24 protein-coding genes are annotated in these 24,441 nt (G+C 40.9%); 22 read left to right on the top strand and 2 right to left on the bottom strand.

Annotated features, from left to right (window positions below):
- The first annotated feature begins 158 nt into the window (after nucleotides 1-158).
- The 9 genes from ACF1X7_RS07465 to ACF1X7_RS07425 all read left to right on the top strand — a co-directional run bounded on the left by ACF1X7_RS07465 (nucleotide 159) and on the right by ACF1X7_RS07425 (nucleotide 7,733).
- On the top strand, nucleotides 159-1,211 hold the full coding sequence (locus ACF1X7_RS07465) for an IS30 family transposase (protein WP_411162623.1): 1,053 nt from the start codon (nucleotides 159-161) through the stop codon (nucleotides 1,209-1,211).
- Nucleotides 1,212-1,908: 697 nt separating this feature from the next.
- Complete coding sequence (locus ACF1X7_RS07460; RefSeq protein ID WP_411162619.1) at nucleotides 1,909-3,294, top strand: amino acid permease; 1,386 nt, start codon at nucleotides 1,909-1,911, stop codon at nucleotides 3,292-3,294.
- A 62-nt stretch (nucleotides 3,295-3,356) separates the two neighbouring features.
- Entirely contained in the window at nucleotides 3,357-4,448 is a 1,092-nt protein-coding gene (locus ACF1X7_RS07455) for a YibE/F family protein (RefSeq protein ID WP_004270531.1), read from the top strand.
- Nucleotides 4,445-5,191 carry a YibE/F family protein gene (locus tag ACF1X7_RS07450; RefSeq protein WP_064776843.1) on the top strand — a complete coding sequence of 249 codons (747 nt, stop codon included), beginning with the start codon at nucleotides 4,445-4,447 and terminating at the stop codon, nucleotides 5,189-5,191. Before ACF1X7_RS07455 ends, ACF1X7_RS07450 begins: the two co-directional genes overlap by 4 nt.
- Nucleotides 5,192-5,261: 70 nt before the next feature.
- Nucleotides 5,262-5,390 carry a hypothetical protein gene (locus tag ACF1X7_RS07445; RefSeq protein ID WP_004270533.1) on the top strand — a complete coding sequence of 43 codons (129 nt, stop codon included), beginning with the start codon at nucleotides 5,262-5,264 and terminating at the stop codon, nucleotides 5,388-5,390.
- A 484-nt stretch (nucleotides 5,391-5,874) separates the two neighbouring features.
- Nucleotides 5,875-7,128: a lipase family protein gene (locus tag ACF1X7_RS07440; protein WP_411162618.1), complete on the top strand. Its 1,254-nt coding sequence runs from the start codon at nucleotides 5,875-5,877 to the stop codon at nucleotides 7,126-7,128.
- Complete coding sequence (locus ACF1X7_RS07435; protein ID WP_411162617.1) at nucleotides 7,121-7,273, top strand: hypothetical protein; 153 nt, start codon at nucleotides 7,121-7,123, stop codon at nucleotides 7,271-7,273. The genes ACF1X7_RS07440 and ACF1X7_RS07435 overlap by 8 nt, the downstream gene beginning before the upstream one ends.
- Nucleotides 7,274-7,336: 63 nt before the next feature.
- Nucleotides 7,337-7,471 carry a hypothetical protein gene (locus tag ACF1X7_RS07430; RefSeq protein ID WP_411162616.1) on the top strand — a complete coding sequence of 45 codons (135 nt, stop codon included), beginning with the start codon at nucleotides 7,337-7,339 and terminating at the stop codon, nucleotides 7,469-7,471.
- Nucleotide 7,472: 1 nt separating this feature from the next.
- The gene (locus ACF1X7_RS07425; protein ID WP_411162615.1) at nucleotides 7,473-7,733 is read left to right on the top strand and encodes a hypothetical protein; all 261 of its coding nucleotides are present in this window, start codon (nucleotides 7,473-7,475) and stop codon (nucleotides 7,731-7,733) included.
- A gap of 97 nt (nucleotides 7,734-7,830) precedes the next feature.
- On the opposite strand, the gene ACF1X7_RS07420 is transcribed toward ACF1X7_RS07425, so the two are convergent.
- Nucleotides 7,831-9,021 (bottom strand): C40 family peptidase, encoded by a 1,191-nt coding sequence (locus ACF1X7_RS07420; protein ID WP_411162614.1) that lies wholly within the window; start codon nucleotides 9,019-9,021, stop codon nucleotides 7,831-7,833.
- A gap of 225 nt (nucleotides 9,022-9,246) precedes the next feature.
- The gene (locus tag ACF1X7_RS07415; protein WP_052202648.1) at nucleotides 9,247-10,209 is read right to left on the bottom strand and encodes a toxin Cry1Ac domain D-VI-related protein; all 963 of its coding nucleotides are present in this window, start codon (nucleotides 10,207-10,209) and stop codon (nucleotides 9,247-9,249) included.
- Nucleotides 10,210-10,490: 281 nt separating this feature from the next.
- Between ACF1X7_RS07415 and ACF1X7_RS07410 the strand changes: the two genes are divergently transcribed.
- The 13 genes from ACF1X7_RS07410 to ACF1X7_RS07350 all read left to right on the top strand — a co-directional run bounded on the left by ACF1X7_RS07410 (nucleotide 10,491) and on the right by ACF1X7_RS07350 (nucleotide 23,729).
- Complete coding sequence (locus ACF1X7_RS07410; protein ID WP_039098069.1) at nucleotides 10,491-11,909, top strand: C69 family dipeptidase; 1,419 nt, start codon at nucleotides 10,491-10,493, stop codon at nucleotides 11,907-11,909.
- A 262-nt stretch (nucleotides 11,910-12,171) separates the two neighbouring features.
- Nucleotides 12,172-12,708: a MarR family winged helix-turn-helix transcriptional regulator gene (locus ACF1X7_RS07405; protein WP_039098070.1), complete on the top strand. Its 537-nt coding sequence runs from the start codon at nucleotides 12,172-12,174 to the stop codon at nucleotides 12,706-12,708.
- Between the two features lie 376 nt (nucleotides 12,709-13,084).
- On the top strand, nucleotides 13,085-14,269 hold the full coding sequence (locus ACF1X7_RS07400) for an acetate/propionate family kinase (RefSeq protein ID WP_411162613.1): 1,185 nt from the start codon (nucleotides 13,085-13,087) through the stop codon (nucleotides 14,267-14,269).
- Between the two features lie 14 nt (nucleotides 14,270-14,283).
- On the top strand, nucleotides 14,284-14,529 hold the full coding sequence (locus tag ACF1X7_RS07395; RefSeq protein WP_004271001.1) for a YdeI/OmpD-associated family protein: 246 nt from the start codon (nucleotides 14,284-14,286) through the stop codon (nucleotides 14,527-14,529).
- A 194-nt stretch (nucleotides 14,530-14,723) separates the two neighbouring features.
- Nucleotides 14,724-15,743 (top strand): ribose utilization transcriptional repressor RbsR, encoded by a 1,020-nt coding sequence (rbsR, locus tag ACF1X7_RS07390; protein ID WP_039098072.1) that lies wholly within the window; start codon nucleotides 14,724-14,726, stop codon nucleotides 15,741-15,743.
- The gene (gene rbsD / locus ACF1X7_RS07385; protein WP_039098073.1) at nucleotides 15,740-16,132 is read left to right on the top strand and encodes a D-ribose pyranase; all 393 of its coding nucleotides are present in this window, start codon (nucleotides 15,740-15,742) and stop codon (nucleotides 16,130-16,132) included. Before rbsR ends, rbsD begins: the two co-directional genes overlap by 4 nt.
- A gap of 30 nt (nucleotides 16,133-16,162) precedes the next feature.
- Nucleotides 16,163-17,653 (top strand): sugar ABC transporter ATP-binding protein, encoded by a 1,491-nt coding sequence (locus tag ACF1X7_RS07380; protein ID WP_039098074.1) that lies wholly within the window; start codon nucleotides 16,163-16,165, stop codon nucleotides 17,651-17,653.
- Nucleotides 17,646-18,617, top strand: coding sequence for an ABC transporter permease (locus tag ACF1X7_RS07375; protein ID WP_039098075.1), 972 nt, complete (start codon nucleotides 17,646-17,648; stop codon nucleotides 18,615-18,617). Before ACF1X7_RS07380 ends, ACF1X7_RS07375 begins: the two co-directional genes overlap by 8 nt.
- A gap of 18 nt (nucleotides 18,618-18,635) precedes the next feature.
- The gene (locus ACF1X7_RS07370; RefSeq protein ID WP_039098076.1) at nucleotides 18,636-19,589 is read left to right on the top strand and encodes a D-ribose ABC transporter substrate-binding protein; all 954 of its coding nucleotides are present in this window, start codon (nucleotides 18,636-18,638) and stop codon (nucleotides 19,587-19,589) included.
- Between the two features lie 137 nt (nucleotides 19,590-19,726).
- Complete coding sequence (gene rbsK / locus ACF1X7_RS07365; RefSeq protein WP_039098077.1) at nucleotides 19,727-20,635, top strand: ribokinase; 909 nt, start codon at nucleotides 19,727-19,729, stop codon at nucleotides 20,633-20,635.
- Between the two features lie 198 nt (nucleotides 20,636-20,833).
- Nucleotides 20,834-21,388: a PadR family transcriptional regulator gene (locus tag ACF1X7_RS07360; RefSeq protein WP_039098078.1), complete on the top strand. Its 555-nt coding sequence runs from the start codon at nucleotides 20,834-20,836 to the stop codon at nucleotides 21,386-21,388.
- 36 nt (nucleotides 21,389-21,424) lie between these two features.
- A complete protein-coding gene (locus ACF1X7_RS07355; RefSeq protein WP_052202649.1) occupies nucleotides 21,425-22,936 on the top strand; it encodes an MFS transporter in 1,512 nt (503 codons plus the stop codon).
- Nucleotides 22,937-23,039: 103 nt separating this feature from the next.
- The gene (locus ACF1X7_RS07350; protein ID WP_039098080.1) at nucleotides 23,040-23,729 is read left to right on the top strand and encodes a 2,3-diphosphoglycerate-dependent phosphoglycerate mutase; all 690 of its coding nucleotides are present in this window, start codon (nucleotides 23,040-23,042) and stop codon (nucleotides 23,727-23,729) included.
- Nucleotides 23,730-24,441: the final 712 nt, after the last annotated feature.

Below are 24,441 nucleotides of genomic sequence, written 5' to 3'. Positions count from 1 at the left end.
TAAGTTAAATTTGATTCTAGCAGATTATTTTTAAAACGCGCATTTTAGAATCAAGTTAGCCACTGTCTCAAAATTTTTTGGACAATAAAAAACATCAAGAACAGATATCCTGTATCATTGAAGTTCCTACACAAACAATGGAAGAGGATATTGTCTTGATGCAGAAACAGGATAGCACACACCGCCAAAAAGGTCAGCACTTAACATCACTCGAGCGCGGAAAAGTGGCCGGATTCCGCCAAGCTGGGAAGTCCAATCGTTGGATTGCTGCTGAAATTGGCGTCTGCCCGCAGACCATTAATAATGAAATCAAGCGAGGTACAGTAGATCAGGTCAAGAAGAGTAATGGCAAGCGCGTCTACCATCGACAATACCTGCCAGAGGCTGCTCAGGCACTTTACGAGACTGCACGCTTGAGCTGCCATCGTCCTGACAAGTTCGCCAGCGTACAGGTCTTCTTAGCCTGGTACGTACAGCGAGCTAAGCAGGATAAATGGTCCCCGGATGCTTCAATCGGCTATGCCAAGCGACACAAGCTGTTTACTCCTGAAGAGCTTGTTTGTGCCTCGACTTTGTACCAGTACATTGACGACCAACGCCTAGAGATTCGAAATATCGACCTGTTGGAGAAGACTAAGCGGAAGACCTCTCACCAGCACCACACCAAGGCTAAGCACCTGGCTGGCCGCAGTATCGAGGAACGGCCTAAGGTCGTTGAACGACGCAGGCAGTTCGGTCACTGGGAGATGGATACCATTGTCGGTAAACGCAATGGCAAGGAGAGCGTCATCTTGACTCTGATTGAGCGCAAGACCCGTTGCCAACTTCTCCGCTTGATCGAAGGACGAGATGCAGACTCTGTGAGCTATGCATTGCGTGGAATCAAGCGCGAATGGGGAGCTTGCATCAAGACCATCACAGCCGATAACGGACCCGAGTTCACCGCCTTAAATACTGCTTTTGCTGAGACGGAAACTGAGATCTTCTACGCCCATCCTTACACGTCCTGCGACCGTGGCACCAACGAGGCACATAACCGGATGATCCGCCAGGACTTCCCTAAGGGCATGTCCCTAGATGACATTAGCCCTAGTCAAGTGCAGGCCACGCAAGACCGCTTGAATCAGTTGCCTCGCAAACAACAGGGCTACTGCACACCCCAGCAAAACTTTGAGGCCGAAGCTCGGCGCGTTCGCCGCATGGCCCAGTAGTCTCTCTAGCGCCACAACTTCTATTTGATAACGGCCTGTTCTGGGATTGTCCTCAACGACTGGCTAACTTGTTCTTGCAATTTACGATTATTTTTAAAACAACTTTTAAAATAATCCTTTACAAATAAATGGTTATCTCCTATACTAAGTAACTAATTAATAACAAGGAGGGTCTGTCATGAATTCAATGCAACGTGTTGCCTTTAGCTTTTTCTTTAAGATACCCAGTAATCGACTGGTTGATTAAGGAGAAGGCATTTGAGTTGAAATGACAAACCTTAATGAATTGGAAGATGGCTGGGTAACCCCGAGTCATCTTCCTGGTGGAGCTCACTAGTGAAGACTAGTGGGCTCCTTTTTTTGTTATTAAATGAGTGCGACGAAGCCTGGTTAGATACTGAGTAATAGCATAGTCCAGTGAATAAAGCTGGGTTGTAGCTTTGTTTACTGGACGTAGCTATACGGAAGTATCTGGCTGAGGAGCACGTTAAGAAAGAAGTGCGACTTGAACGATTTGGCTTCGAGCATAACCTAAGAAGCGCAGTGGTGGGCGTACGACCGCCATTGTGATTCTGTAGTTAAGCGCAGAAGGCAGTTCAAGGAGCACGTTAAAGAAGTGCGACGAAGCCTGGTAGGCGGCGAGTAATCGCCTAGTCGAGTGCATACAATAAAAATAGGAGTGGTTAAAACGGGATTAATGGCAAAGATGTTACGAAAAGAATCACTGGAACGTTATTTACAACAAGATCAGCGGTTGGCCAAAACATTAACGGCTAAGGATTTAATTGCATTGGGCGTGGGGGCAGTGATTGGGACCGGGATTTTTATCTTACCGGGAACGATTGCGGCGTTACATAGTGGCCCGGCAATCACGATTTCATTTATGATTGCGGCGGTCGTTTGTGCCGTTGCGGCGATGTGTTACGCCGAATTTTCATCGGCATTACCAGTTGCGGGAAGTGCTTACTCATATGGCAATATTATTTTTGGTGAGTTAATCGGTTGGCTGCTTGGCTGGGCTTTATTCTTGGAGTATATGTTGTCAGTTGCGGCAGTTTCAACTGGTTGGTCGGCTTATTTTGTATCATTTATCGAAGGGTTTGGCATCCATATTCCGCATGCAATTACTGGCCCGTTTGATCCGGCACATGGCACTTATGTGAACCTGTTTGCGATGCTGGTAGTGGGCTTGATTGCGACATTATTAATGCGAGGGACTCGTTCATCAACACGAATTAATAACATCATGGTTTTGATTAAATTAGGCGTAGTGCTACTTTTCATTGGTGTCGGGATTTTCTACGTGAAACCTACTAACTGGCAACCGTTCATGCCGTTTGGGGTAAGTGGGATTTTCAAAGGGGCATCACTCGTCTTCTTTGCTTACCTTGGCTTTGACTGTGTGTCAGCATCGGCGGCAGAGGTTAAGAATCCACAAAAAAATCTTCCTATCGGGATTATTGGGACGTTAATCATCTGTACGTTGCTTTATATATTAGTGGCGTTTGTCCTCACAGGGATGGTGTCGTACCGCGAATTGGACGTTGCTAATCCGGTCACATTCGCGCTACAAGTCGTCCATCAAAATTGGTTTGCCGGTCTGATTTCATTCGGCGCATTAGCAGGGATGTTCACGATGATGTTGACGATGACTTACAGCAGTTCCCGCCTCATCTATTCAATTGGTCGTGATGGCTTATTACCAAAAGCACTTGGTAAAGTGACTGCAAAACATCAAACCCCAACTAACAGTATCAAAATTGTGACGGTAGTCATCATGATTCTAGGCGGGTTCGTTTCACTGGATCAATTGACTAATTTGGTAAACATCGGCACATTGGTGGCTTTTTTCTGGATGTCGATTGGGGTCATCCCATTGCGGAAGCGCAAGGACATTCCGAATAAAAATGGGTTTAAAGTCCCATTTTACCCAGTTTTACCGTTAATATCAGGAGCGCTATGTTTATTGATGATGTTTGAATTGCCAAAAGTCACTTGGATTGCAGCGGCAATCTGGTTTGTCATCGGCTTAGTGGTCTACTTTACGTATGGAATTTTCAATAGTCGCTTAAATAATGATTAAATCAGCCTCAAAAAGCTGACGTTCACCCGCAGAAACGCTAGAATAAAACAGAGGTGACGACTGTGGTAAAACATAAACGGCTGTGGATTGGTCTAATAGGAAGTGTCATCTGCGTCCTCGGTGTATTAGGGACGTATTTCGATGCTGGTTTGTATCAGCAACCGATTATTCGGGTAACGCGGGTCCAGACAATTAGCCGTGAGAAACAGACTGATGAGTACCAAAATGAAGATACAGAAGTAGTCCAGCGGGTCACGGGCCAATTTTTGAACACTAAGCAAAAAGGGCAAGTGATTACGCTGCGCAATACGTATACGGCGTCGCAAGCGATGTCGACGCGGTACTATAAAGGACAACAAGTCCTTTTACACCGTGATCAATATTTGAAAAAGTGGACCTTAAACGAGCCTAAGCGCGATACAATCATCGTTGGCTTAACACTGTTGACGTTTAGTTTCCTATTACTAATGATGCTCAAGCGCGGATTGATGACGCTAATCAGTGTCTTGGTCAATCTCGTCGCATTCGTCTTAACACTCCATTTAAACGCGATGACGGGTGGACGGTGGTTATTGCCGATTATGTGTGGCTTAGCGGTCGTTCTAACGGGTTTAACGCTACTTTTAGTATTAGGACCCAACCGCCAGATGCTTGTCTCATATGGCGCGACAATTGGCGCAACGTTCCTAGCACTGTTTCTCAGCATGGCCGTCTTGAAATTAACCGGCGATCAAGGCTTGCATTATGAAACGATGGCCTATGAATTACAGCCGTATAAAACGGTCTTCTTAGCGGAAGTCGTGCTCGGGATTTTAGGCGCTGTGATGGATGAGACGACCGATATTTCATCGTCACTCCAGCAATTAGCGATTGAACGGCCAAACGTTACGAAGACTGAATTGTTTAAATCAGGACTTGCAATTGGTCGCGAAATTATTGGTCCGTTAGTTAATGTGTTGTTCTTTTTAGTCATGGCGGATGCTTTTCCAATTATTTTATTGTATCTACGCAATGGCAACACAATTGCGTATACCTTATCGCGAACTGTCACGTTAAGTTTTACGCAGACGGTGATTAGTGCGATTGGGATTACTTTGGCGGTGCCAGTAACGAGCTTGTTGGCAAGCCAGTTAGTGCGGGTGAGACGCCTATGATGTTGCTAACGGGAATTTTACTAATCTTATTAGTGCTAGTTTGTGGTTGGCAAGGGCTGACGATTTTCTTCAGCCTCGGGTTGAATTTTGTCGTGATTATATTAGCGCTCGTCTTGGTGGCGGGTGGGTTTGAACCGCTGATTGTGAGTAGTCTGTTGAGTCTGATTTTGTTAGCGACATCCATCTTCATGAATACCAAGCAGCCATTAACGGCCAAGACGGCGTTTGTGACGTCGTTAATCGTGGTGGTGGGCTTGCTGATCATTATTGTGCCTCTCAGCCAGTTAGCGGCCACCTACGGCTTTGGTGCGGAAGATGTAGAAGAGATTGAAGGCTTTGGACTCGCAATCGGCTTGTCGTTCCAAAAAATTAGTATCATGATGATCATTCTGGGCAGCTTAGGGGCAATCGCCGAAACGAGTATTGCAGTTGCCAGTGGTTTAGTCGAAATCTTAGAATACGACGCGCAAATGGGCGCCAAGCAACTCTTTAAAGCGGGAATCGCGATCGGTGAAAAAATTATTGCGACGGCTTTTAATACACTGTTCTTTAGTTTTTTCGGTAGCTTCTTGTCATTAACGATGTGGTTCATTCAACTCGGCTATCCAATTAGTAAAATTGTGAACCATAAAATTTTAATTGGTGAGGGACTCGCACTATTAATCGGAGTGAGTGGGGTCATAGCAACCGTTCCGCTGACCAGTTGGCTCCTAAACTATTTCAGAAAACCAAAAGACGAATAAAGTTAACTTGAAAAATAAGTCAATTCAGATTAGAATAATAGAATATATGCACGAAAGGAGGAAACGCGCAATGTCACAAAACTTACATGTTAGTGTTTCTGGTAACCGTCGTCCTGTTAACCAAAACAATGCTAAAAAACGTAACGCTGAAACAGCTGCTGTATTGAACTTCTTGAAGGAACGTAAATCAGCTAAATAATTATAATGAATTTTTTCAAAATAATGTTAAAAGACCATCTAAAAGTCGCTTGAAAAGCAGCCTTTGGATGGTCTTTTAATATATTCAGAAGTAAATACATTAAAAGTGACGTACATAAATTCAGATTATTGCATATTAATATAATAATATAGTGATAAGGAATAATGTTTGATATACTAAATGCTAGATAGCGCGAGGAAACGTTTCGATATATAGTTAACGGCGTTCACCTTGAAAATGCGGCCATTGAGATTAAAGAAAGATATAAAAATTTAAAAGAAATTAGGATAAAGAATATTTTCGAATCATCACCAGGTGTTCAGAATGTTGATTTTGATGTGGTAGATGTAAATAACAAAGTCATTAAGGGTAATACCACGACAGTAGGGAAATTTGGATCTTTCAGTGACAACGGATTGGTTGAGGGAAGAACAATTGGGAAAGTGAAGGTACTATATCTTAATGGAGAGGTTGGATTCATAAAATGATCACAGACCAAAAATATGCTGTTATTGCGGATAAAGTATATGACGTTGATAAGATAAAAACTGAATCACCAGCAAGAATTGGGAATGTTTTTAAAGATAAGGAGTCTACAGGTAAATTCCAAGTCCTCAAAACCGTCGACACCAATGATCCCCGAAATAGTCATGGTTACGACGCTAACGGGTTTCAAGGCATGGCTGTCGCGCCAGTTAACAATGAGGGTAAAGTTGATTATTCACATATCATAGTCGCTTATGCTGGAACAAATCAAGCTGATCATCTTGATGTTGCAGAAGATTTTCAAGGCATCGGGGGCAGTAATCGTAAAGTGTTGGCCGTAAATGGAGAGGCCGGATATAAAAACTTTGATAGTCAATTTAAGTCGGCTTTAAAATTTTATCAACAGGTTCATTCAGAATTTCCTGACGCTAAACTCGATACAACGGGCCATTCCCTTGGTGGTGCAATGGCTTTATTTGTAGCTAGTCATTTTCAAGTACGTGCGACAGTTTTTTCGGCACCAGATCCATGGAAAGTAATGACGAATAAGGAGCGGCTTTGGGCGTTAGCGCATCCTGATCTTTTGACCAATTATCGGCACCATGGCGATCCATTTTCTGGTGGGGCTTCAACAGTGGTTGGGATTAACGGGTTTACCGGCACAACTGTGTGGAGTGAGACAACCGCTAATGGGCCTACTAAGAGTATTGATATGCATATGTTGAATTCGTTTAAGTTTGATAATAAGGGTAGAACGAAGACGCTGCGACGCCAGACGGCCTCAGATGCTGATTTATTAGAAAAAAAGCAATCCGCGATTAAACAACTAGTCAAGTCGTTTAAATCATCAGGTGGTCAGTTTACACATGCGGAAAAAATAGCAGTTGATTCTGTCGAAGCAGCTTCGATTTCAAATAGTCTGACTCGAATTGCGATTGATGGTATTAGTGGCATTATCCAGCATTACAATCCGGTGATTGACGAATTTGAACCACTATGGCAAGAAACCATTAAGTCAGCGGAATTGATTGGCGAACATCTATCCCATGCGACAGTGATGGCGGAATTAGAACGGGCCGGTGTGACGCATCAATCAGTGGTTGATGAACCAATTCAAGAATTGGAAGCAGAAATAAAAGCAATGCGGGCTATCGGTAATGAGTATTTAGCATTAGCCAAACAGACGAAGGGGGCTGTTGATCATATGATGGCAACTGATACTGAATTAGCGGGGATGTTCAATCATGGATGAGACTGATAAAAGACGGTTATTAGCACAACAAGAAACCCTTGATAGTGAATACCGGCAAACGCGACAGTTTGTAGAAGAATTATTTGAAACAGTTGATGTCGAGCGTAGACGTGCTGATAACGATTTAGAGAATCTGTATCAGTGACATGACTATGCCATTAAACGGATTGATGAGGATTATTCGAATAACCAGGCATTCAGAAGTGAGTTGGAGAGTGCCAAAGACGCGATTGAAAATACCGTCAAACAAACTCGAAACGTAATTGATGATTATTTAATGGACTACGAAGCGGATTACCGTAAAACTCGAAATACCTTATCAGAAAAATTATTGGAGAAATAATATGGTAGATTTCCTAGAAGAAAGTCGCAAAGCGGACTTAGACCGAAAAATCAGAGCTTTAGAAGAACAAAGGATTGAACGAATGAAGCAACTTGAAAAGCATAGTATTTCAAGTGATTTAGGTCATACCGTTCTAGCGAAAGTTAAGCGCAAAAAGAAACAGGCCAAACAACAGGCAAAGGAAAATGCAGAAGTGATTGTGTCTAAACTAAAAGGTGGCCTAGATCAAGTAGAGGTATTTATCAAAGGAAAGATAAGATGAAGTCTGCTTATAAAAAGGAAAATCAGAAGTTAATTAATCAATAGCAAAAAAAGAGCTACATCCTAAGATGTGGCTCTCTTTAAATACATATTTTTGATTAAAGGACGCGAACTGCGAATGAAGGCATGAAGTAGCTTGAGATACTTGCTGTCTTAACTGATTCGCCACGTTGTGGTGCGTGGACGTATTGGCCACCACCGATGTAGATTGCGTCGTGGTATGAAGCACCAGCGCCACCCCAGAAGAGGATATCGCCAGGTTGTAAGTTATCAAGTGAGACGCGTTGGCCAGCACCTTCTTGAGCAGTTGTGACACGTTTCAATGAAACGCCAGCTTGTGCGTATGCGTATTGCACTAAACCAGAACAGTCAAGACCAACACCTGGTGTTGTGCCACCCCATACATAAGGGGTACCGATTTGTGATAAAGCAGCGTTGATAACAGTTTGTGCGTTACCACTTGCTTTTGTCGTTGTATTCGTTTGTGGTGCTTGTTGAGTTGTTGTAGCTTGAGTTGTTTGTTGGCTGCTTTGAGTTGTCGTTGTTTGTGTTTGAGCAGGTTGTGTTGTTGCTGCTGGTGTACTTGTTGTAGCAGCAGGGGTTGTTGCTTCAGTTGTTGCAGCAGGCGCTGGTGTTTCTGTAGCAGGTGCCGGCGTTGTTGCTTGAGGAGCAGCTGGTGCTTGAACTTCAGTTGTAGTGGTTGTTGCAGCGACTGGTGTCACTGCAGGTGCATTTGTAATTGGTGTGACACCATCCAAGTTAGGGTTGTTTAAAACAACGTAGCTAGCAGGAACCCAACCTTTGCTTTCTAATTGGTACCAAGTTGTGCCGTTTAAATCTTTTTGATCAATGACGTTTTTAGTTGTGCCATATGTTAAGTATTCGCCAGTTGGTTGAGCAGCAGTTGTGTCAGCCCAAACAGTTGTTGCACCTGATTGGAAGTTAGCTGTTACTGTGTTCTTAACAGCGGTTGTTGTTGCAGCTGGTTGAGCAGTTGCATCGCCGGCTGTAATGAATTGGCTTGAAACCCATTCGTCATTACCAAGTTTGTACCATGTTTGGCCGTAAACTTGTTTTGTGTCTTGAATTGTTACTTGTTGGTTAGTTGCCAAGTAACGAGCAGGTTTTTGACCTACTTCTGGGCTAGTCCAAACGGTTGTTGCCCCGTCAGCGTAGTTAACCGTACCATTTGTTGCAGCTTGGGCATCATTTGTTTGAAGACCCATCAATACTAAGCCGGCAAGGCCAACCATTCCAGAAGATAAGTAAGTCATTTTTTGTTTTTTCATGTGTTTGTTGTGCTCCTTCGAAAAATTTTTTAAGTTGTTTGAATTTTGAATTAATTTAGTACGCTGATTAGCATAGCATCTGAAAGTAACAAACATGTTACATAATAGTTAGCGCGCTGTTACATGTTTCTTAAGATATTGGCAATTAAAAGACTAAATGCAAGCGAACGTCAAAAAAGTACGCATATCAAGAAGATAGCGTACTTTTTAGGAAGTGTCTTAAGATTATTGGAGTGTACCGGTTTGTGTCTGATCTGTACCGGTCTGAGTATTACTTTGTGTACCAGTCGTCCCGGTTCCGGTTGTGGTATCCGTTGTCGAAGTCCCCGTCCCAGTTCCAGTTGTTGCACCAGTGCCATTCCCCGTTGCCGTGTTAGCAGCATAGCCTGTCGTAGTTTGTGTATTGGTAGCTGTGTTTTGGTTAGTTGTTGCTTGATTAGCGGTTGTTGTGTTTTGCGTGGTTGCCGCTTGGGTATTGTTAGAGTAAGTGTTGTATTGATTTTCAGCGTTCTTAACATACGCCAAGTACTTTTCTTTAAAGCCGTCATGGGTTGATTTATTAATCAAAGCTCGGACGTAAGGGAAGTCGCTAGCAGATAGGTTAGCTGGAATATGCTTGAGGTTGTCGTCTGTAAATAAGTTCCGGACAGCTGCCATAGCCGCTAATTGATTTTTAGCTTCTTGATAATCAGCAAGTTGTTTGGGGTGGTCGGTATAGTCCGTTTCTTCACCAAGTTGTGCATCGGCTTTGACAATCCCATCTTTATCGAAAAAGGCGCTTGTTTTAACTTTGTTCTTTTTCTTCTTTTTAACAGGCTTTTCAGAAGCAACACTTTCAGATTCACTAGTTGCTGGTTGCTTACCAGTAATCTTATCTAGATCTTTTTGGGCAGCCTTGTAATCAGCCTTTGCATCAGCGCTAATTCCGCTCATATAAAGGTTGGGCGTGATTTGTTTGTCGAGTTTGTCAGCCGCAGTGATAATTTGGTGTTGTTTATCGGCTGTTAACTTCGCAGGATCTTTACGGGAACCATCACTATAGAGTTGGTTCACTTTTTGGACGTATTGATCAATTTTTTCTTCTGTTTTAGTTGCGGCAGCTGGAATTTCTGTTTTATTCTGACAGCCAGCTAGAATCATGAAACAGCTGGTCATGGTCAGCAACAGAGCAAGTGTTAATTTTTTCATTGAGAAACCACCTTGTTGTTAGTTATTCATCTAATAATATATCATGAAATTAGGAGCGCTAACATGGTCGTTTGACGATAATTCCGAAATCGGAAATTAACGTGAAATCCAATATTGTATAGAAATCGCAATAAATGCGGGGGTTAAAGGAAATTAATCAACAAATCAGGCTATACTTTCGCAAGTGAGAAGCGTACACTATGGATATTAATTATGAGAAAATTTTAATCAAACGTGACCGATGAGTTCAATTAAAGTGGTCATCAGAGGGAGTGCAACTTATGGAATCAGCATGTACATCAATCTTAGTTGGTAAAAACGCATCATTGGACGGATCAACGATGATTGCGCGTAACGACGATACTTTTTTACCTTTAACACCACAACGGTTTCACATCAATCCAGCTGTTAAAGGGCGTAAGGGTGCTAAAATTAAATCTTGGTTAAACGGGTTTGAAGCCGAATTACCTGAGAATGGCTACCGATGGCCCGCTGTTCCGAATGTTGATTACAAACATAATGGTTATTATGATGAAAGTAGTATTAACGAAGTTAACGTGACGATGAGCTGTACCGAAAGTACATATGGAAATGAAAAAGCCCTCGCTTATGATCCATTGGTGAAAGACGGGTTGGATGAAGATTGCATGCAAGCTATGGTTGCGCCGTACATTAACTCGGCGCGCGAAGGGGTCAGCTATCTCGGTAATTTGATTAAACAATACGGCTCACCCGCCGGCAATAGTGTGCTCTTTAGTGATCACAATGAAGTGTGGTATATGGAAATTGTGACAGGGCATTTATGGCTAGCACAACGGATTCCAGATGATGCTTATGCAGTTGCCGCCAACCAAGTGGCGATTCAACAAGTTGATTTCACGGATGCCGACAATTTTATGTGGGCAGAAGGCATTCAAGAATACGTTGAAGCCCATCATTTGAATCCGGATAAAACGGGCTGGAATTTCCGCCACATTTTTGGCACGATGAATGAAAAAGACCGGCACTATAATACACCACGGGTTTGGTACGCCCATCATTTATTTGATGCTGATTTTGATATGTCACCCGAATCGGCTGAATTACCATTTATTCGGCGTATTGAACATAAAATTAGTGTTGAAGATATTGAAATGTTGTTAGGCTCACATTATAATGAAACGCCATTCGATCCAATGGGGAATGGGACTGATGCCGACAAGTATCGTTACCGCCCAATCGGTTTGAATCGGACGCAAAATGCACATATTTTACAATTACGGAATGATGTGCCAAAGGAACAAGCGGCCATCATGTGGATCACAATGGGGATGCCAACGTATACACCGTTCATTCCATTTTTCACGAATGCGAACGATACGGATCTAAGTTTCAGCGAAACACCAATGAAATGGGATATGAAGAGTGCATATTGGTTATACCGGACAATTTCAGTATTGGTGGAAGGCCATTATAGCCAGCACATTCAAGGCAATGTAGATTACTTAAACCGTTGTAAGCAAGAATTGCGAACGATGATTGAAGCCATTCAAGTGGAAGCACAAAAGTATCAAGGCGCTGCCTTAACGGAGTATTTGACTGAGCAAAACCATGCGATTGTTAAGCAGATGGCAACTGAAGCGACCTCGATGATTGGGGAACTCGTTATGTCGGGCATTAATTTATCGAAATTGACGTTCAATATGGATCGCAACCTATAAGATGTTATTAAAAGAAGTTATTAAGGATGAAAATAATTTTATCTTTAATGACTTCTTTTTATATAGTCACGACAAACTAATATAGTGGGGTGATGATTATATGGTCAATTGAATTGTTGCACATCAAATCTATTTATAGCTATTTAATAAATTGAGTGGTTTCTTTTCTCTCAAAATATGCTAATATATTGATAGCAAAATAAATTAAATCCATTAATTGTTTCTACGCATGACAGATCGGTTAGTAAAGGGAGAAAAGGTTATGACAGCAAAAGCAACAAGCAAGTATTCTGATGATTGGGAAGTAGTAACGCATCTTTCATTGATTTATCGGTGGATTGTCAGCAATTTAAGCGACTTTGTCAGTGGAGAAAGTTTAAATTACAAAGTTTCTTTTGACCAATTTTTAATTATGTACGAAATTTCAACTAACGAAAACTTAACAGGTAGTAAGTTAGCTAAGACGATGAGTGTTAGTCGTTCAGCAATTTCACGCCAATGTCGGTTACTGAAAGAAAATGGGTACGTGGTTGAAGAACATCTTCAAACAGATCAACGGGTTAAATTTTTGAGCTTAACTAAACAAGGTCAAGACGTTTTAGACCGGTTGGTGAGCCGCTATGTTGAAAAATACCGTGAAATCGAAGCACAAATGGGCCGTGATAAAGTCGATGGTTTGATTCGATTCATTGATCAATTCTATTTAGATATCATTGAACCAAGTGAATACCAAGATAACAAGATGGGCCGTTCATTCCTAAATAAAGTAAAGAAAATGAACGAAGAAAGTGCAGAATAGTTATTATGAAATAGGAAGAACCGCGTGGGGGCGGTTCTTTTTTTATGGATAAAACGTGCTTTTTGGTTGCAACAACTTCCGCTTAATCTAAACTAGCACTTAATCTTAAAATCGAGATTAAGCGCTAGTTTGTATTAATGCTTAGTTGCTGACCGCAACCAAATGCATTCTTGCCTTAAACGTGCTTTCATCAACAACTTCCTGTGCTTTGCTACACTTATCAAATCGGCGATTGCATCGCCAATTCGCTAAGTTAGATAAATGCTCAGAAGTTACCCGTTGATGACGCACTCTGATATAATAGGGCTTGTTTCTTTTTATGAAATTGCTTACAATTAAGCCATGAACGGATTATGAAAGAGTGGGAGTCGATATCATGGAAAAAATTCTGGCTATTAATGCAGGTAGTTCAACACTGAAGTGGCAATTATTTGAAATGCCGTCTGAACGAGTAATCGCTAAAGGAATGATTGATCGGTTAGGCTTATCTGATTCTGTATTCACAGTGAAGTATGGCAATCAGGAAAAGTTTAAACAAGTCCAAGATATTACGACGCACGAACAAGCAGCAACGTTATTATTAACGCAGTTGAAGGAATTAAATATCGTAACCCATCTCGATGAGATTACGGGGGTTGGTCACCGGGTGGTTGCTGGTGGAGAAGCCTTCAAGGACTCTGCAGTAATTAATCCGGTTGGGCTCGATGAGATTAATCGTTTGGCTGAATATGCACCATTGCATAATCCAACCCAAGCTTATTACATTAAAATTTTCACTGCATTATTGCCAGGCGTACCGGAAGTGGCTGTTTTTGACACGTCATTTTACAGTACGTTACCTGCCGAAAACTATTTATACAGTATTCCGCAAGCGTATTATGAAAAGTATGGGGCCCGTAAATACGGTGCGCATGGGACCAGTCATCGGTTTGTTGCTCATCGAGCAGCTGAAATGCTAGATCAGCCGCTTGAAACGCAAAAAATGATCACGTTGCACTTGGGCAGTGGTGCATCAATTACCGCGATTCAAGACGGGCGCGCTGTCGATACATCAATGGGGTTCACACCACTTGCGGGGATTACGATGGGTACGCGATCTGGTGATATTGATATCTCATTAGTAGCCTTTTTAGCTGAAAAATTAGGTAAGACAATGCCAGAGATGATCACAATTTTGAACCATAAGTCTGGCTTATTAGGGATTTCTGAACTATCACCGGATATGCGTGATTTAGAAGAAACCGCTGACTCACGACCACAATCCCAATTGGCGCTTGATATTTTTGTCAATCGAGTTGTGAAGTATGTCGGTTCTTACGTAGCTTTAATGAATGGAGTAGATACGCTGGTCTTTACTGCCGGTAGTGGTGAGAACGGCAGTGAATTACGGGCTACCATTTGTGAACAACTCGCTTGTTTTGGTGTAGAATTGGATGAAGATAAAAATAATGTCCGCAGCCAAGAACGCATTATCAGCAGTGATCAATCACGCGTTAAGGTCCTGATTGTGCCAACTAATGAAGAGTTGATGATTGCCAGAGATGTTATGCGGTTAAAATAAGGGAGTTATGCACCATGCCACAAAAACCATTATCAGAATATGAAGTTGAGATTCCCCGATTGAGTGCTCGATTAGAAGATACACCAGCCACAAAAACCTTTTTCGACGCACTAACACCAGGCTATCAACGCGAATGGGCACGTTATGTTTACGGCGCTAAAGCTGAAGAAACACAGCAACGACATTATGTTGAAATGTGTCAAATTTTAGATGCAGGTTATAAATCTAAACGAGGATACGGACAAGCAAAGAAAAAATAAATTAAAAAAAGATAGTGTTTTTTTTAATTAAGCAAAGGTAGACTAAATCAATGTTTAGTCTATTTTTTTAGTAGTCAATAGTTATTGAATGAGAAAATACTGTTATAGCAATATTGACAGCGCATACATTTTGATGGTAGTATTGTTCCCGTTAAGTAAACCGGTTTACTAAATTCTCAATTGAAGGTGATGATATGCCAAAAAGGGCAACAATCAAGGATGTTGCAAGATTGGCGGAAGTTTCTGTAACAACGGTTTCTTTGATTTTAAATCATAAAGGTGATCGTTTTAGCAAAGAAACTATCAATCGTGTCCGTACTGCGCAAGAATCACTTGGATATGTACCTGACTATTTTGCACAAGGGATGACTACCAAGGCAACTAAAACCTTAGGTGTATTAGTACCTGATATTACGAATCCGTTCTTTAGTCAATTTAGCCAAGGAGTGGAAGAAGTAGCATCACGCGCTGGCTTTATTCCATTGATTTATAATGTTGGGACGCAGGATACGCGGCGTACAAATTATTTGCAAGAACTTGTACGCCGAACCGTTGATGGCTTTATAATTGCGGCGCCCAATGTTGGATTAGATATTATTCATCAGTATTTGGACCAAAATAAAGTGCCGTATCTATTAATGGATCAATCTGCTTCAGATAGTGGCGATCGAATAATTGCAGGTGATTTTGAGGGTGGTCAAAAGGCAACGCAATATTTATTGGATCATCATCATCGAAAAGTAGCGGTGATTCTACCGCGGCAACATTCAAATAATATTGACAAACGATTAAAAGGCTATCAAAAGGCAATGATTAATGCGGGAATTACGGTTGATTCAGATTGGCTAATCGAACATGAATTAACTAAAAAAGGTGGCTACGAAGCAGCTGCAGAGGTAATTGAGAGTCGGGTCAGTGCTGTTTTTGCAATTAACGATGAAATGGCAATTGGTTTGTACCGTGGCTTGCAAGAACGTGGCAAACGGGTGCCAGAAGATATCTCCATAATTGGTTACGATAATATTGAATGGTGTCAGTATGTTCAGCCGCAGTTAACCACAATTGAACAACCAATTATTGAATTGGGACGAGTCGCAACAGGTCTATTGTTGAACCGTTTAAAAACACCCGATGCAAAACCGCAAACAATTAAAATGGCGACTAAATTGATTGAGCGCGCGAGCGTCATTGATTATCAGGAGGTAGAGCAATGAAGAAAACAACAGTTATTAATTCGAATTTATCAAGAGTAATCGCACAAATGGGGCATTACGATACATTAGGTGTTGGCGATGCAGGTATGCCAGTACCAGTGGGAACTGAAAAAATTGATCTAGCTGTTACAAATGGACTACCTAGTTTTGTTGATGTTGTAAAAAATATTCTAAGTGAGTTGCAACTTCAAGAGGTTTATTTGGCTGAAGAAATCAAGACAGAAAATCCTCAACAATTAGCGGCTATTAAAGAAATAATTGACGTACCGATTAAATTTATACCACACGATAAAATGAAAGCGGATTTATCAAACGCTAAAGCTTTTGTTAGGACGGGTGAAATGACACCATATGCTAATATCATTTTGGTAAGTGGTGTAACGTTCTAGCTATTTAATATTGAAGGAGGGATGGAAAAGATGGAAGTTCAAATGAAAGGCATTAAAAAAGCTTTCGGAAAAAACCACGTTCTTGAAGGGGTCGATGTGACCGTTAAAGCTGGACAGGTGCATGCTTTAATGGGCGAAAATGGCGCAGGTAAATCGACATTGATGAATATCTTAACGGGCTTGTATAAGCGTGATGCTGGACAGATTTTAATTGATGGCGAAGAGACTTACTATGAAAACCCCCTTGACGCTGAGAAGCACGGTATCAGTTTTATTCATCAAGAGATGAATAATTTCGCTGAAATGACAGTTTTAGACAATATGTTTTTAAACCGTGAGATTAAAGGTCCCTTGGGAATTCTTAAGCAAGCCGAGATGCGCAAGATTGCGAAGGAGAATCTTGCCAAGTTAGGGACTGATATTGATTTAGATGTACCGGTCGGATCGTTAAGTGTTGGGCGTCAACAAATGATTGAAATTGCAAAGTCACTAATGTCTGATGCTAAAGTATTGATTATGGATGAACCAACTGCAGCTTTGACCGAAAAGGAGATTGAAAAGTTATTTGATGTTATTCGGAGTTTAAAAGAGCGAGGAGTAGGTATTATTTACATTTCTCATCGCATGGAAGAAATTATGAAAATTTGTGACCACATTACGGTAATGCGTGATGGGATTTCAGTTAATAGTTATCCAACTAGCGAAACGAATATGGCACAGATTGTACGGGACATGGTTGGGCGTGAAATGAGAGATTTTTATCCGGAAAGAAGTACGCAACCAGGTGATATTGCATTAAAAGTAACTGATATTGAACGAAAAGGTGTTTTTGACCATATTAATTTTGAAGTTCATGCTGGTGAAATTTTAGCGTTCTCTGGATTGATGGGTGCTGGGCGAACCGAAATTATGCGTGCCATTTTTGGTATCGATAAGTTAGACAGTGGTCAGATTCAAATGAATGGAACGACCATCAGTAATAAGACTCCGGGAGAGGCAATTAAAAATAATATTGGCTTTTTAACGGAGAATCGTAAAGATGAAGGACTGATTCTAAACGATAGTATTGCAGATAACATTGCATTACCAAGTATTGGCGGTTTCGTGAAACATGGGTTGGTGGATGACAAAGCCGTGGCAGATTTTGTCGCACTTTTAATGAAGCGGTTACATGTCAAGGCAACTGGACCATCTGAATCGGCAGGTAGTTTATCTGGTGGGAATCAGCAAAAAGTTGTTTTAGCTAAATGGATTGGTAGTGGTACTCAAGTCCTAATACTAGATGAACCGACTCGGGGAGTTGATGTTGGTGCCCGGCGGGAAATCTATGACTTAATGAATGAATTAACGAATCGTGGTGTGGCCATCATTATGGTTTCAAGTGATTTGGATGAAGTGCTTGGAATGAGTGATCGAATTGCAGTTGTATATGAAGGTCATATTACAGGAATTATTCCTACAAAAACGGCGACTCAAGAATCTGTAATGACTTTAGCAACAGGAGGACAAGTTAATGAATGATGTAGCAAAAAAAGGTGAAAAGTTTTCAGCCCAGAAGTTCATCGCAAAACTAGGGCCGGTGTTAGCGTTACTAGTATTGGTTGTAGCAGTAAGTGTTATGAATATGAGCTTTTTAGCACCATCTAATTTACTGAACTTATTACGACAAGTTTCGATTAATGCGTTAATCGCCTTTGGAATGACGTTTGTTATTTTAACTGGTGGGATTGATTTATCTGTTGGTTCAATTTTAGCTTTGAGTGGCGCTATTTCGGCCTATATGATTCAGGCAGGTGTATCACCAGCTATTTCGATTGCTATCGGTATGCTAACTGGAGCGTTGTTTGGGTTAATTAATGGGATTCTGGTAGCTTATGGGAAAGCAGCACCATTTATTGCGACATTAGCAACAATGACGATTTTCCGTGGTGGCACCTATGTATTTACTAACGGGAATCCAATTACTGGGACAAAAATTAATGAAAGTTTCCTCTTTCAGTTTATGGGTCGTGGCTATCTATTTGGCATTCCATTCCCAATTATCATCATGTTAATCGCTTTTGGAATCTTATACGTTGTGTTACACAAGACAACATTTGGTCGGAAAACGTACGCATTAGGCGGGAACGAAGAAGCCGCATACGTTGCTGGTGTGAATACTAAAAAAGTAACAATGATTATTTATACACTTTCAGGATTAATGGCATCAGTTGCCGGCGTTATTTTAACTTCTAGATTGAGCTCTGCACAACCAGATGCAGGGACATCTTATGAAATGGATGCTATTGCCGCCGTTGTTTTAGGTGGAACAAGTCTTGCTGGTGGTAAGGGAAGAATCTTTGGAACATTAATCGGGGCCTTAATCATTGGTACTTTGAATAATGGGATGAATCTATTGGGGATTTCTAGTTTCTATCAACAAATCGTCAAAGGGATTGTCATCATCGTTGCCGTATTACTTGATCGTCGAGAATCAAAAAAATAATTAACTGGAGGTTTTATCATGCAAAAGAAGTTTAAGGTATTAGTTGGCGTTATGGCTGTTACATTATTAAGTGCAACATTGGCTGGTTGTGGCGGTGCTAGCTTAGGTGGTAATGATGGCGGTAGTGAAAAAACAACGAAAAAAGCTGCTGATAAAGTTAAAATTGGGGCATCAATTTCAACTTTGAATAATCCATTCTTTGTTTCAGTTAAAAAAGGAATTAACGATGCTGCTAAAAAGAAGAGTAATGTTCAAATTTTTGATGCTCAAAATGATACCGCTAAACAATCAAATGATATTGAAGACATGATTCAAAAGAAAGTGGATGTGTTGATTATTAACCCAGTTGATTCATCAGCTATCTCGTCATCAGTTAAAGATGCTAACGACGCTGGGATTCCCGTTATCACAGTTGATCGTAGCAGTGACAGTGGTAAAGTGTTAACTTTAGTATCTTCTAACAGTACAAAGGGTGGGCAAATGGCCGCTAAATATATGTTAGAAAAATTAGGTAATGGTGCGAAGATTGCTGAATTACAGGGCGTGCCAGGCGCATCTGCAACGCGTGAACGTGGTAAAGGATTTGAAAATGCAGTTAAAGGTAAATTAGATATTACCGCAAAACAAACTGCTAGTTTCGATCGCGCTAAAGGTTTAACAGTTACAGAAAATATTTTACAAGGAAATCCTGAAATTAAAGGGTTATTCTCACAAAACGATGAAATGGCATTAGGTGCTGCGCAAGCTGCTAAGAGTGCTAATAAGGATTTAATGATTGTTGGTTTTGACGGTGAAGCTGATGGGCTAAAAGCTGTCAAAAATGGTGAAATGGCAGCAACTGTAGCACAACAACCCGAAGAAATGGGTCGATTAGCTGTTAAAGCAGCATATGATCACTTCAATGGTAAAAAAGTAAAAGCGAAGATTGATTCACCTTTAGAATTAGTAACAACGGATTCGTTAAAGAAATAAGCAAGTCGTTGAAAAGCATTAAACGGCGCTATCCGTTTGATGCTTTTCTATTGGATTGAAATTTTAAAATCCCGATGCAATAGCATGTTGTATGCGTTATAATGAAACGATTATAATGGGACTAAGGAGGAATTGTTTTGGTAAAAGTCACAGTATTAGGATCGATTAATGTTGATAGAATATTACAAATACCACGGTTACCGTTACCTGGAGAAACTTTAGCAATGGGTGGGCAATCATCTGCTGGCGGTGGTAAAGGAGCTAATCAAGCTATTGCGTCAGTACGAATGGGTGCAAAAACGAATTTCATTGGAAAAGTAGGTCGTGAAGGTGCAGCGGATTTCATGCTTGATACGTTTAAAAAAGATGGTATGAATATCGAACATGTGACTTATTCTGAAACAGCTGGAACTGGACAAGCTTATATTATGGTTGATGAACATGGTCAAAATAGTATCTTGATTTATGGGGGAGCTAATCAAGCGATTACAGTGGAAGATATTCAGTCAGCTAAAGATGCAATTAAAACGGCTGACCGTATTGTTGCACAATTTGAGGTACCAATCCCTGTCATCATTGAAGCTTTTAAAATCGCTAGAGAAAATGGTGTTCAGACAATTCTTAATCCAGCGCCAGCAATTAAGGATATTCCTACTGAGCTGTTAGCTGTGACGGATATGATTATTCCCAATGAAACAGAAGCAGAGATTATTACGGGCATTAAAGTTACTGATGAGGCATCAATGAAAGCAAATGCAGAAGCAATGTTTAAGCTGGGTATTAAAGTAGTTATTATTACGGTTGGTGACAAAGGTTCATTTTATGCAACTGCGGATAAGGACGGTTTTATCCCTGCTTTTAAAGTTCAGGCGGTTGATACAACAGCTGCTGGTGATACCTTTATCGGTGCATTAAGTACGAAATTATCTTTGGATTATAGTAATTTGGAAGAAGCGATGACTTTTGCTAATAAAGCTTCTTCAATTACTGTTCAAACCCAAGGCGCGCAAAATTCAATTCCTTATGAAAAAGATATTCATTTATAATGACATCTCAATGTACATCCCTAAATCCATAAAAGCGTGATCCGCATGAAGCCTTGTTATCAGGCAACTTATGCGGATCATGTTTTTTTATTTGTCTAAAAATGAAAAAAAGGCTTGTAAATATGTCGGAAAGAACTAGACTTAATAAGTCTTAAAGACCTGTCTAAAAGACTGATTAAAGAGAGAGGTTATGCGTTTATGTATGAATTGCTGATGTTATCCGCCTTAATGAGCCGGAATATGTCGGGCTATAAGTTGCGGATTATCTTGGAAAATGCGATGGTACCCAGACGGAAAATTTCAAATGGGGTTTTGTATCCGTTGTTAGATAAATTGGAAAGCAAAGGCTGCATTGGGTTTGAGGAAGCTGATCAGGATTCACGTGGTACGAAGATTGCGCACATTACTGAAGAGGGACGGCGCTATTTTGCTGAATTAATGGCTAAACCAGTCGTTCATGATGCGAAGTGGGATGATGCTTATCGTTTTAAGATGCGGGGGATGCACTACATTGATGCCACAGAACAAGTCAGCATTTTACAAGATTTCTACAGTGAGTTGGCTGAAGATTTACATGTTTATAGCGGTGTGGAAAAACATCTAACTGAATTAAAAGATGCGGATGAGACAATGACGGATTATTATTATTGGCAGATTCGTTCAACCAATTTCGTAATCACAACGATCAAAGCCAAAATGGATTGGCTACAAGCACAAATAAATGAGATAGAGAAAATGGAGATAGTAAAATGAAAAAAAACAACCAACCGCTGGATAGCGCTGGTCGCGATGAGTCTGGGTGTCTTTATGGGATTGCTAGACGTAACTGTCGTCAATGTCGCTTTACCAAGTATGGCGATTGATTTTAAAACAACTTTTAGCAACTTACAATGGGTTTTGAACGCCTATACATTGATGTATGCGGTCAGCTTGTTGACTGTTTCCAAATTAGGGGACATGTTCGGGCGCAAAAAAATTTTTGTCATGAGTATGATTTTATTCACAGCGGCCTCTGTCGTTAACGGACTGGCACCAAATTTATTGGTATTAGATATTGGTCGCGCGGTCCAAGCGATTGGTGGCTCGGGTATGATGAGTTTATCGATGGCACTAGTGGCATCGAACTTTGAAGGGCGCGAACGGGGGACTGCACTGGGGATTTTAGGCTCCGTGATTGGTTTTTCAACTGCTATTGGACCCTTAGTAGGGGGCTTTTTAGTCGAAAACTTCGGCTGGCCATCCATCTTTTTCGTCAATTTACCAGTCGGGATTATTTCAGTTTACTTAGTGATTCGCAATGTTAAAGAAACACCAGCTTATGGCGCGGGCGAATCAATCGATTTTATGGGGATGATCTTGTCAGCAATTAGTTTATTCTCCGGGATTTATGGGTTGATTCAAAAAGGACAACATATGCACTGGGCTTGGACAGATATGCGCATTATGGGGTGGTTAGTCGCTTCCGTTTTAATTTTAGCGCTTTTCGTCTTTGTGGAATTGAAAGCAAAAGCACCAATGATGAACTTGACGTTACTTACGAATCGCCATTTCGTGGGTGTTGTGATTTTAGCTTTCTCATTAGGCGCTGGCATTTTTGCCTTAGCCGCTTATCAAACGAGTTTGATGCAAAATTACATGGGTTACTCAGCCTTTTCAACCGGTGTGCATCAACTGCCAATGAGTTTATGGTCCCTTGTTTTAGGACCATTCACGGGTGTTCTAGGCTATAAATTCGGTAAAAAATGGTTGATTGCTTTTGGATTTACTGTTTCTGCCCTTGGTTTATTAATTTTTAGACAAGTGACAACGACTGATTTTACTTATATGCAACTCTTACCATTGCTTGCGCTAACTGGGTTAGGCAATGCGATTATCAATCCAATGATCAATACAGCGGCGATGGATAATATTAATCCTCAAGAAATCGGAATGGCATCCGGTTTATTGAATGTTTTCCGCCAAATTGGAATTACCGTCGGTGTTGTGATTCTCGGTTTATCACAAACGAATGCCTACGAAACGATTTTGAAGACTGGCTTTAGTGGTAGCTCAATCCCGAAGGCGGCAGCAACTGGCATTCAGCAAGCATTGGTTGAAGCAGGTGCTTTTTCAGGACATGCAATCGCGTGGGGGCAACAATTAGTGAAGACACCGTATGCCGCAAAGGTCCAACAAATTGTTGTCACGGCTTTTGATAAAGGGATGATCGCTGTTGTAACGACGTCGCTAGTGCTCATGGTGATTGCCATCTTGGCGGCGCTTTTCTTATTGAAAGAAACGAAAACGACTGATCGAGCATAAAAAAAGAAGGTTCATTATTTTCTGAAAAGATAAGACTGTAAATTGTGTAGCAAACAGTGTAAAATGAACAGAGTAAAAATAAAAAAAGTGAGGTTACTTACACATGGCTAAATTAGTTTTTATTCGTCACGGACAAAGTGAATGGAACTTATCAAACCAATTCACTGGTTGGGTTGATGTTAACTTAAGCGAAGAAGGCGTACGCCAAGCTCAAAACGCTGGTGCTTTATTGAAAAAAGAAGGTATCCTTTTTGACCAAGCTTACACATCAGTATTGACTCGTGCCATCAAGACATTACACTATGCACTTGAAGGTTCAGATCAATTATGGGTTCCAGAAATGAAATCATGGCGCTTAAACGAACGTCATTATGGTGCATTACAAGGCCAAAACAAAGCTGAAGCAGCTGAAAAATGGGGCGACGAACAAGTTCACATCTGGCGTCGTTCATACGACACACTTCCTCCACTATTGGATGCAAGTGATGAAGGTTCAGCAGCAAACGACCGTCGTTACGCACACTTAGATCCAAAAGCAATTCCTGGTGGCGAAAACTTGAAGGTTACTTTGGAACGTGTTATCCCATTCTGGGAAGACGAAATCGCTCCAAAATTAATCGACGGTAAAAACGTCATTGTAGCCGCTCACGGCAACTCACTACGCGCCTTAACAAAATACATCGAAAACATCTCTGATGAAGACATCATGGACGTTGAAATGGCAACAGGCGAACCAGTTGTTTATGATTTAGACGAAAACTTAAACGTCGTAAGCAAGAAGAAATTAAACTAATTATTAAAGAGTGTGTTTAAAGCGGGTTGATTTTGAGCATTAGCCTAACTTCGTGAATAATCGACGTTAGTCGATTGTTTGCGGATTGTAGCTAAGCACAGGAATCAGCTTTAAAAAACACGTTTAATAAGCTTACTCAAATAGGCTAACCCTTCAATGGGTTAGCCTATTTTTTTGCCAAAAAATGGCAGGTTAGGGCGCTTTTAGGACGCCTTTTTTCAAATATTGGTGGACTGGGAATGAAATGGGCCCTAAACGAAGTACCTCAGTTAAATTGCTATTGATACTTAACTACCTGCGACGAGTCACCGCGAGCGGGAAACGTCAATGAGTCGTATTGGCAGATTCAACTGAAAATTGAGAGTGGAAATCGGTTTCTCGATATATACACGCTACGGCAATATTGGACCAATTCAAATTATTTTTGGGAGTATTTAAGTGAACTCGTAACACGTTATTGTAGCGGCTTGATTCAAGGTAGAATTTAAGAAAGGTAGGGAGAAGACAGTTTCTGTGACGACTAATATATGAGGACTTTTTAAACAAAAGACTGGCGTTTTAGTTACGGCAAATTCTATAATTAATCCGAACAGAAATTAAAAAGCCCAAAGCAATCACTTACAATGGTAGTAGCTAATTCCAACCAATATAGGGAGTGATTACTTTGGGTACATCTACTTTATCACGTTTTCAACGTGGCGCACTAGCACAA

Origin of the sequence: Latilactobacillus sp. VITA-14 (genome assembly GCF_046580785.1) — a bacterium.
GTDB classification, from domain to species: Bacteria; Bacillota; Bacilli; order Lactobacillales; family Lactobacillaceae; genus Latilactobacillus; species Latilactobacillus curvatus.
Note: the sequence above shows the minus strand (reverse complement) of the source record. Positions and strands in the feature narration are given on the sequence as shown.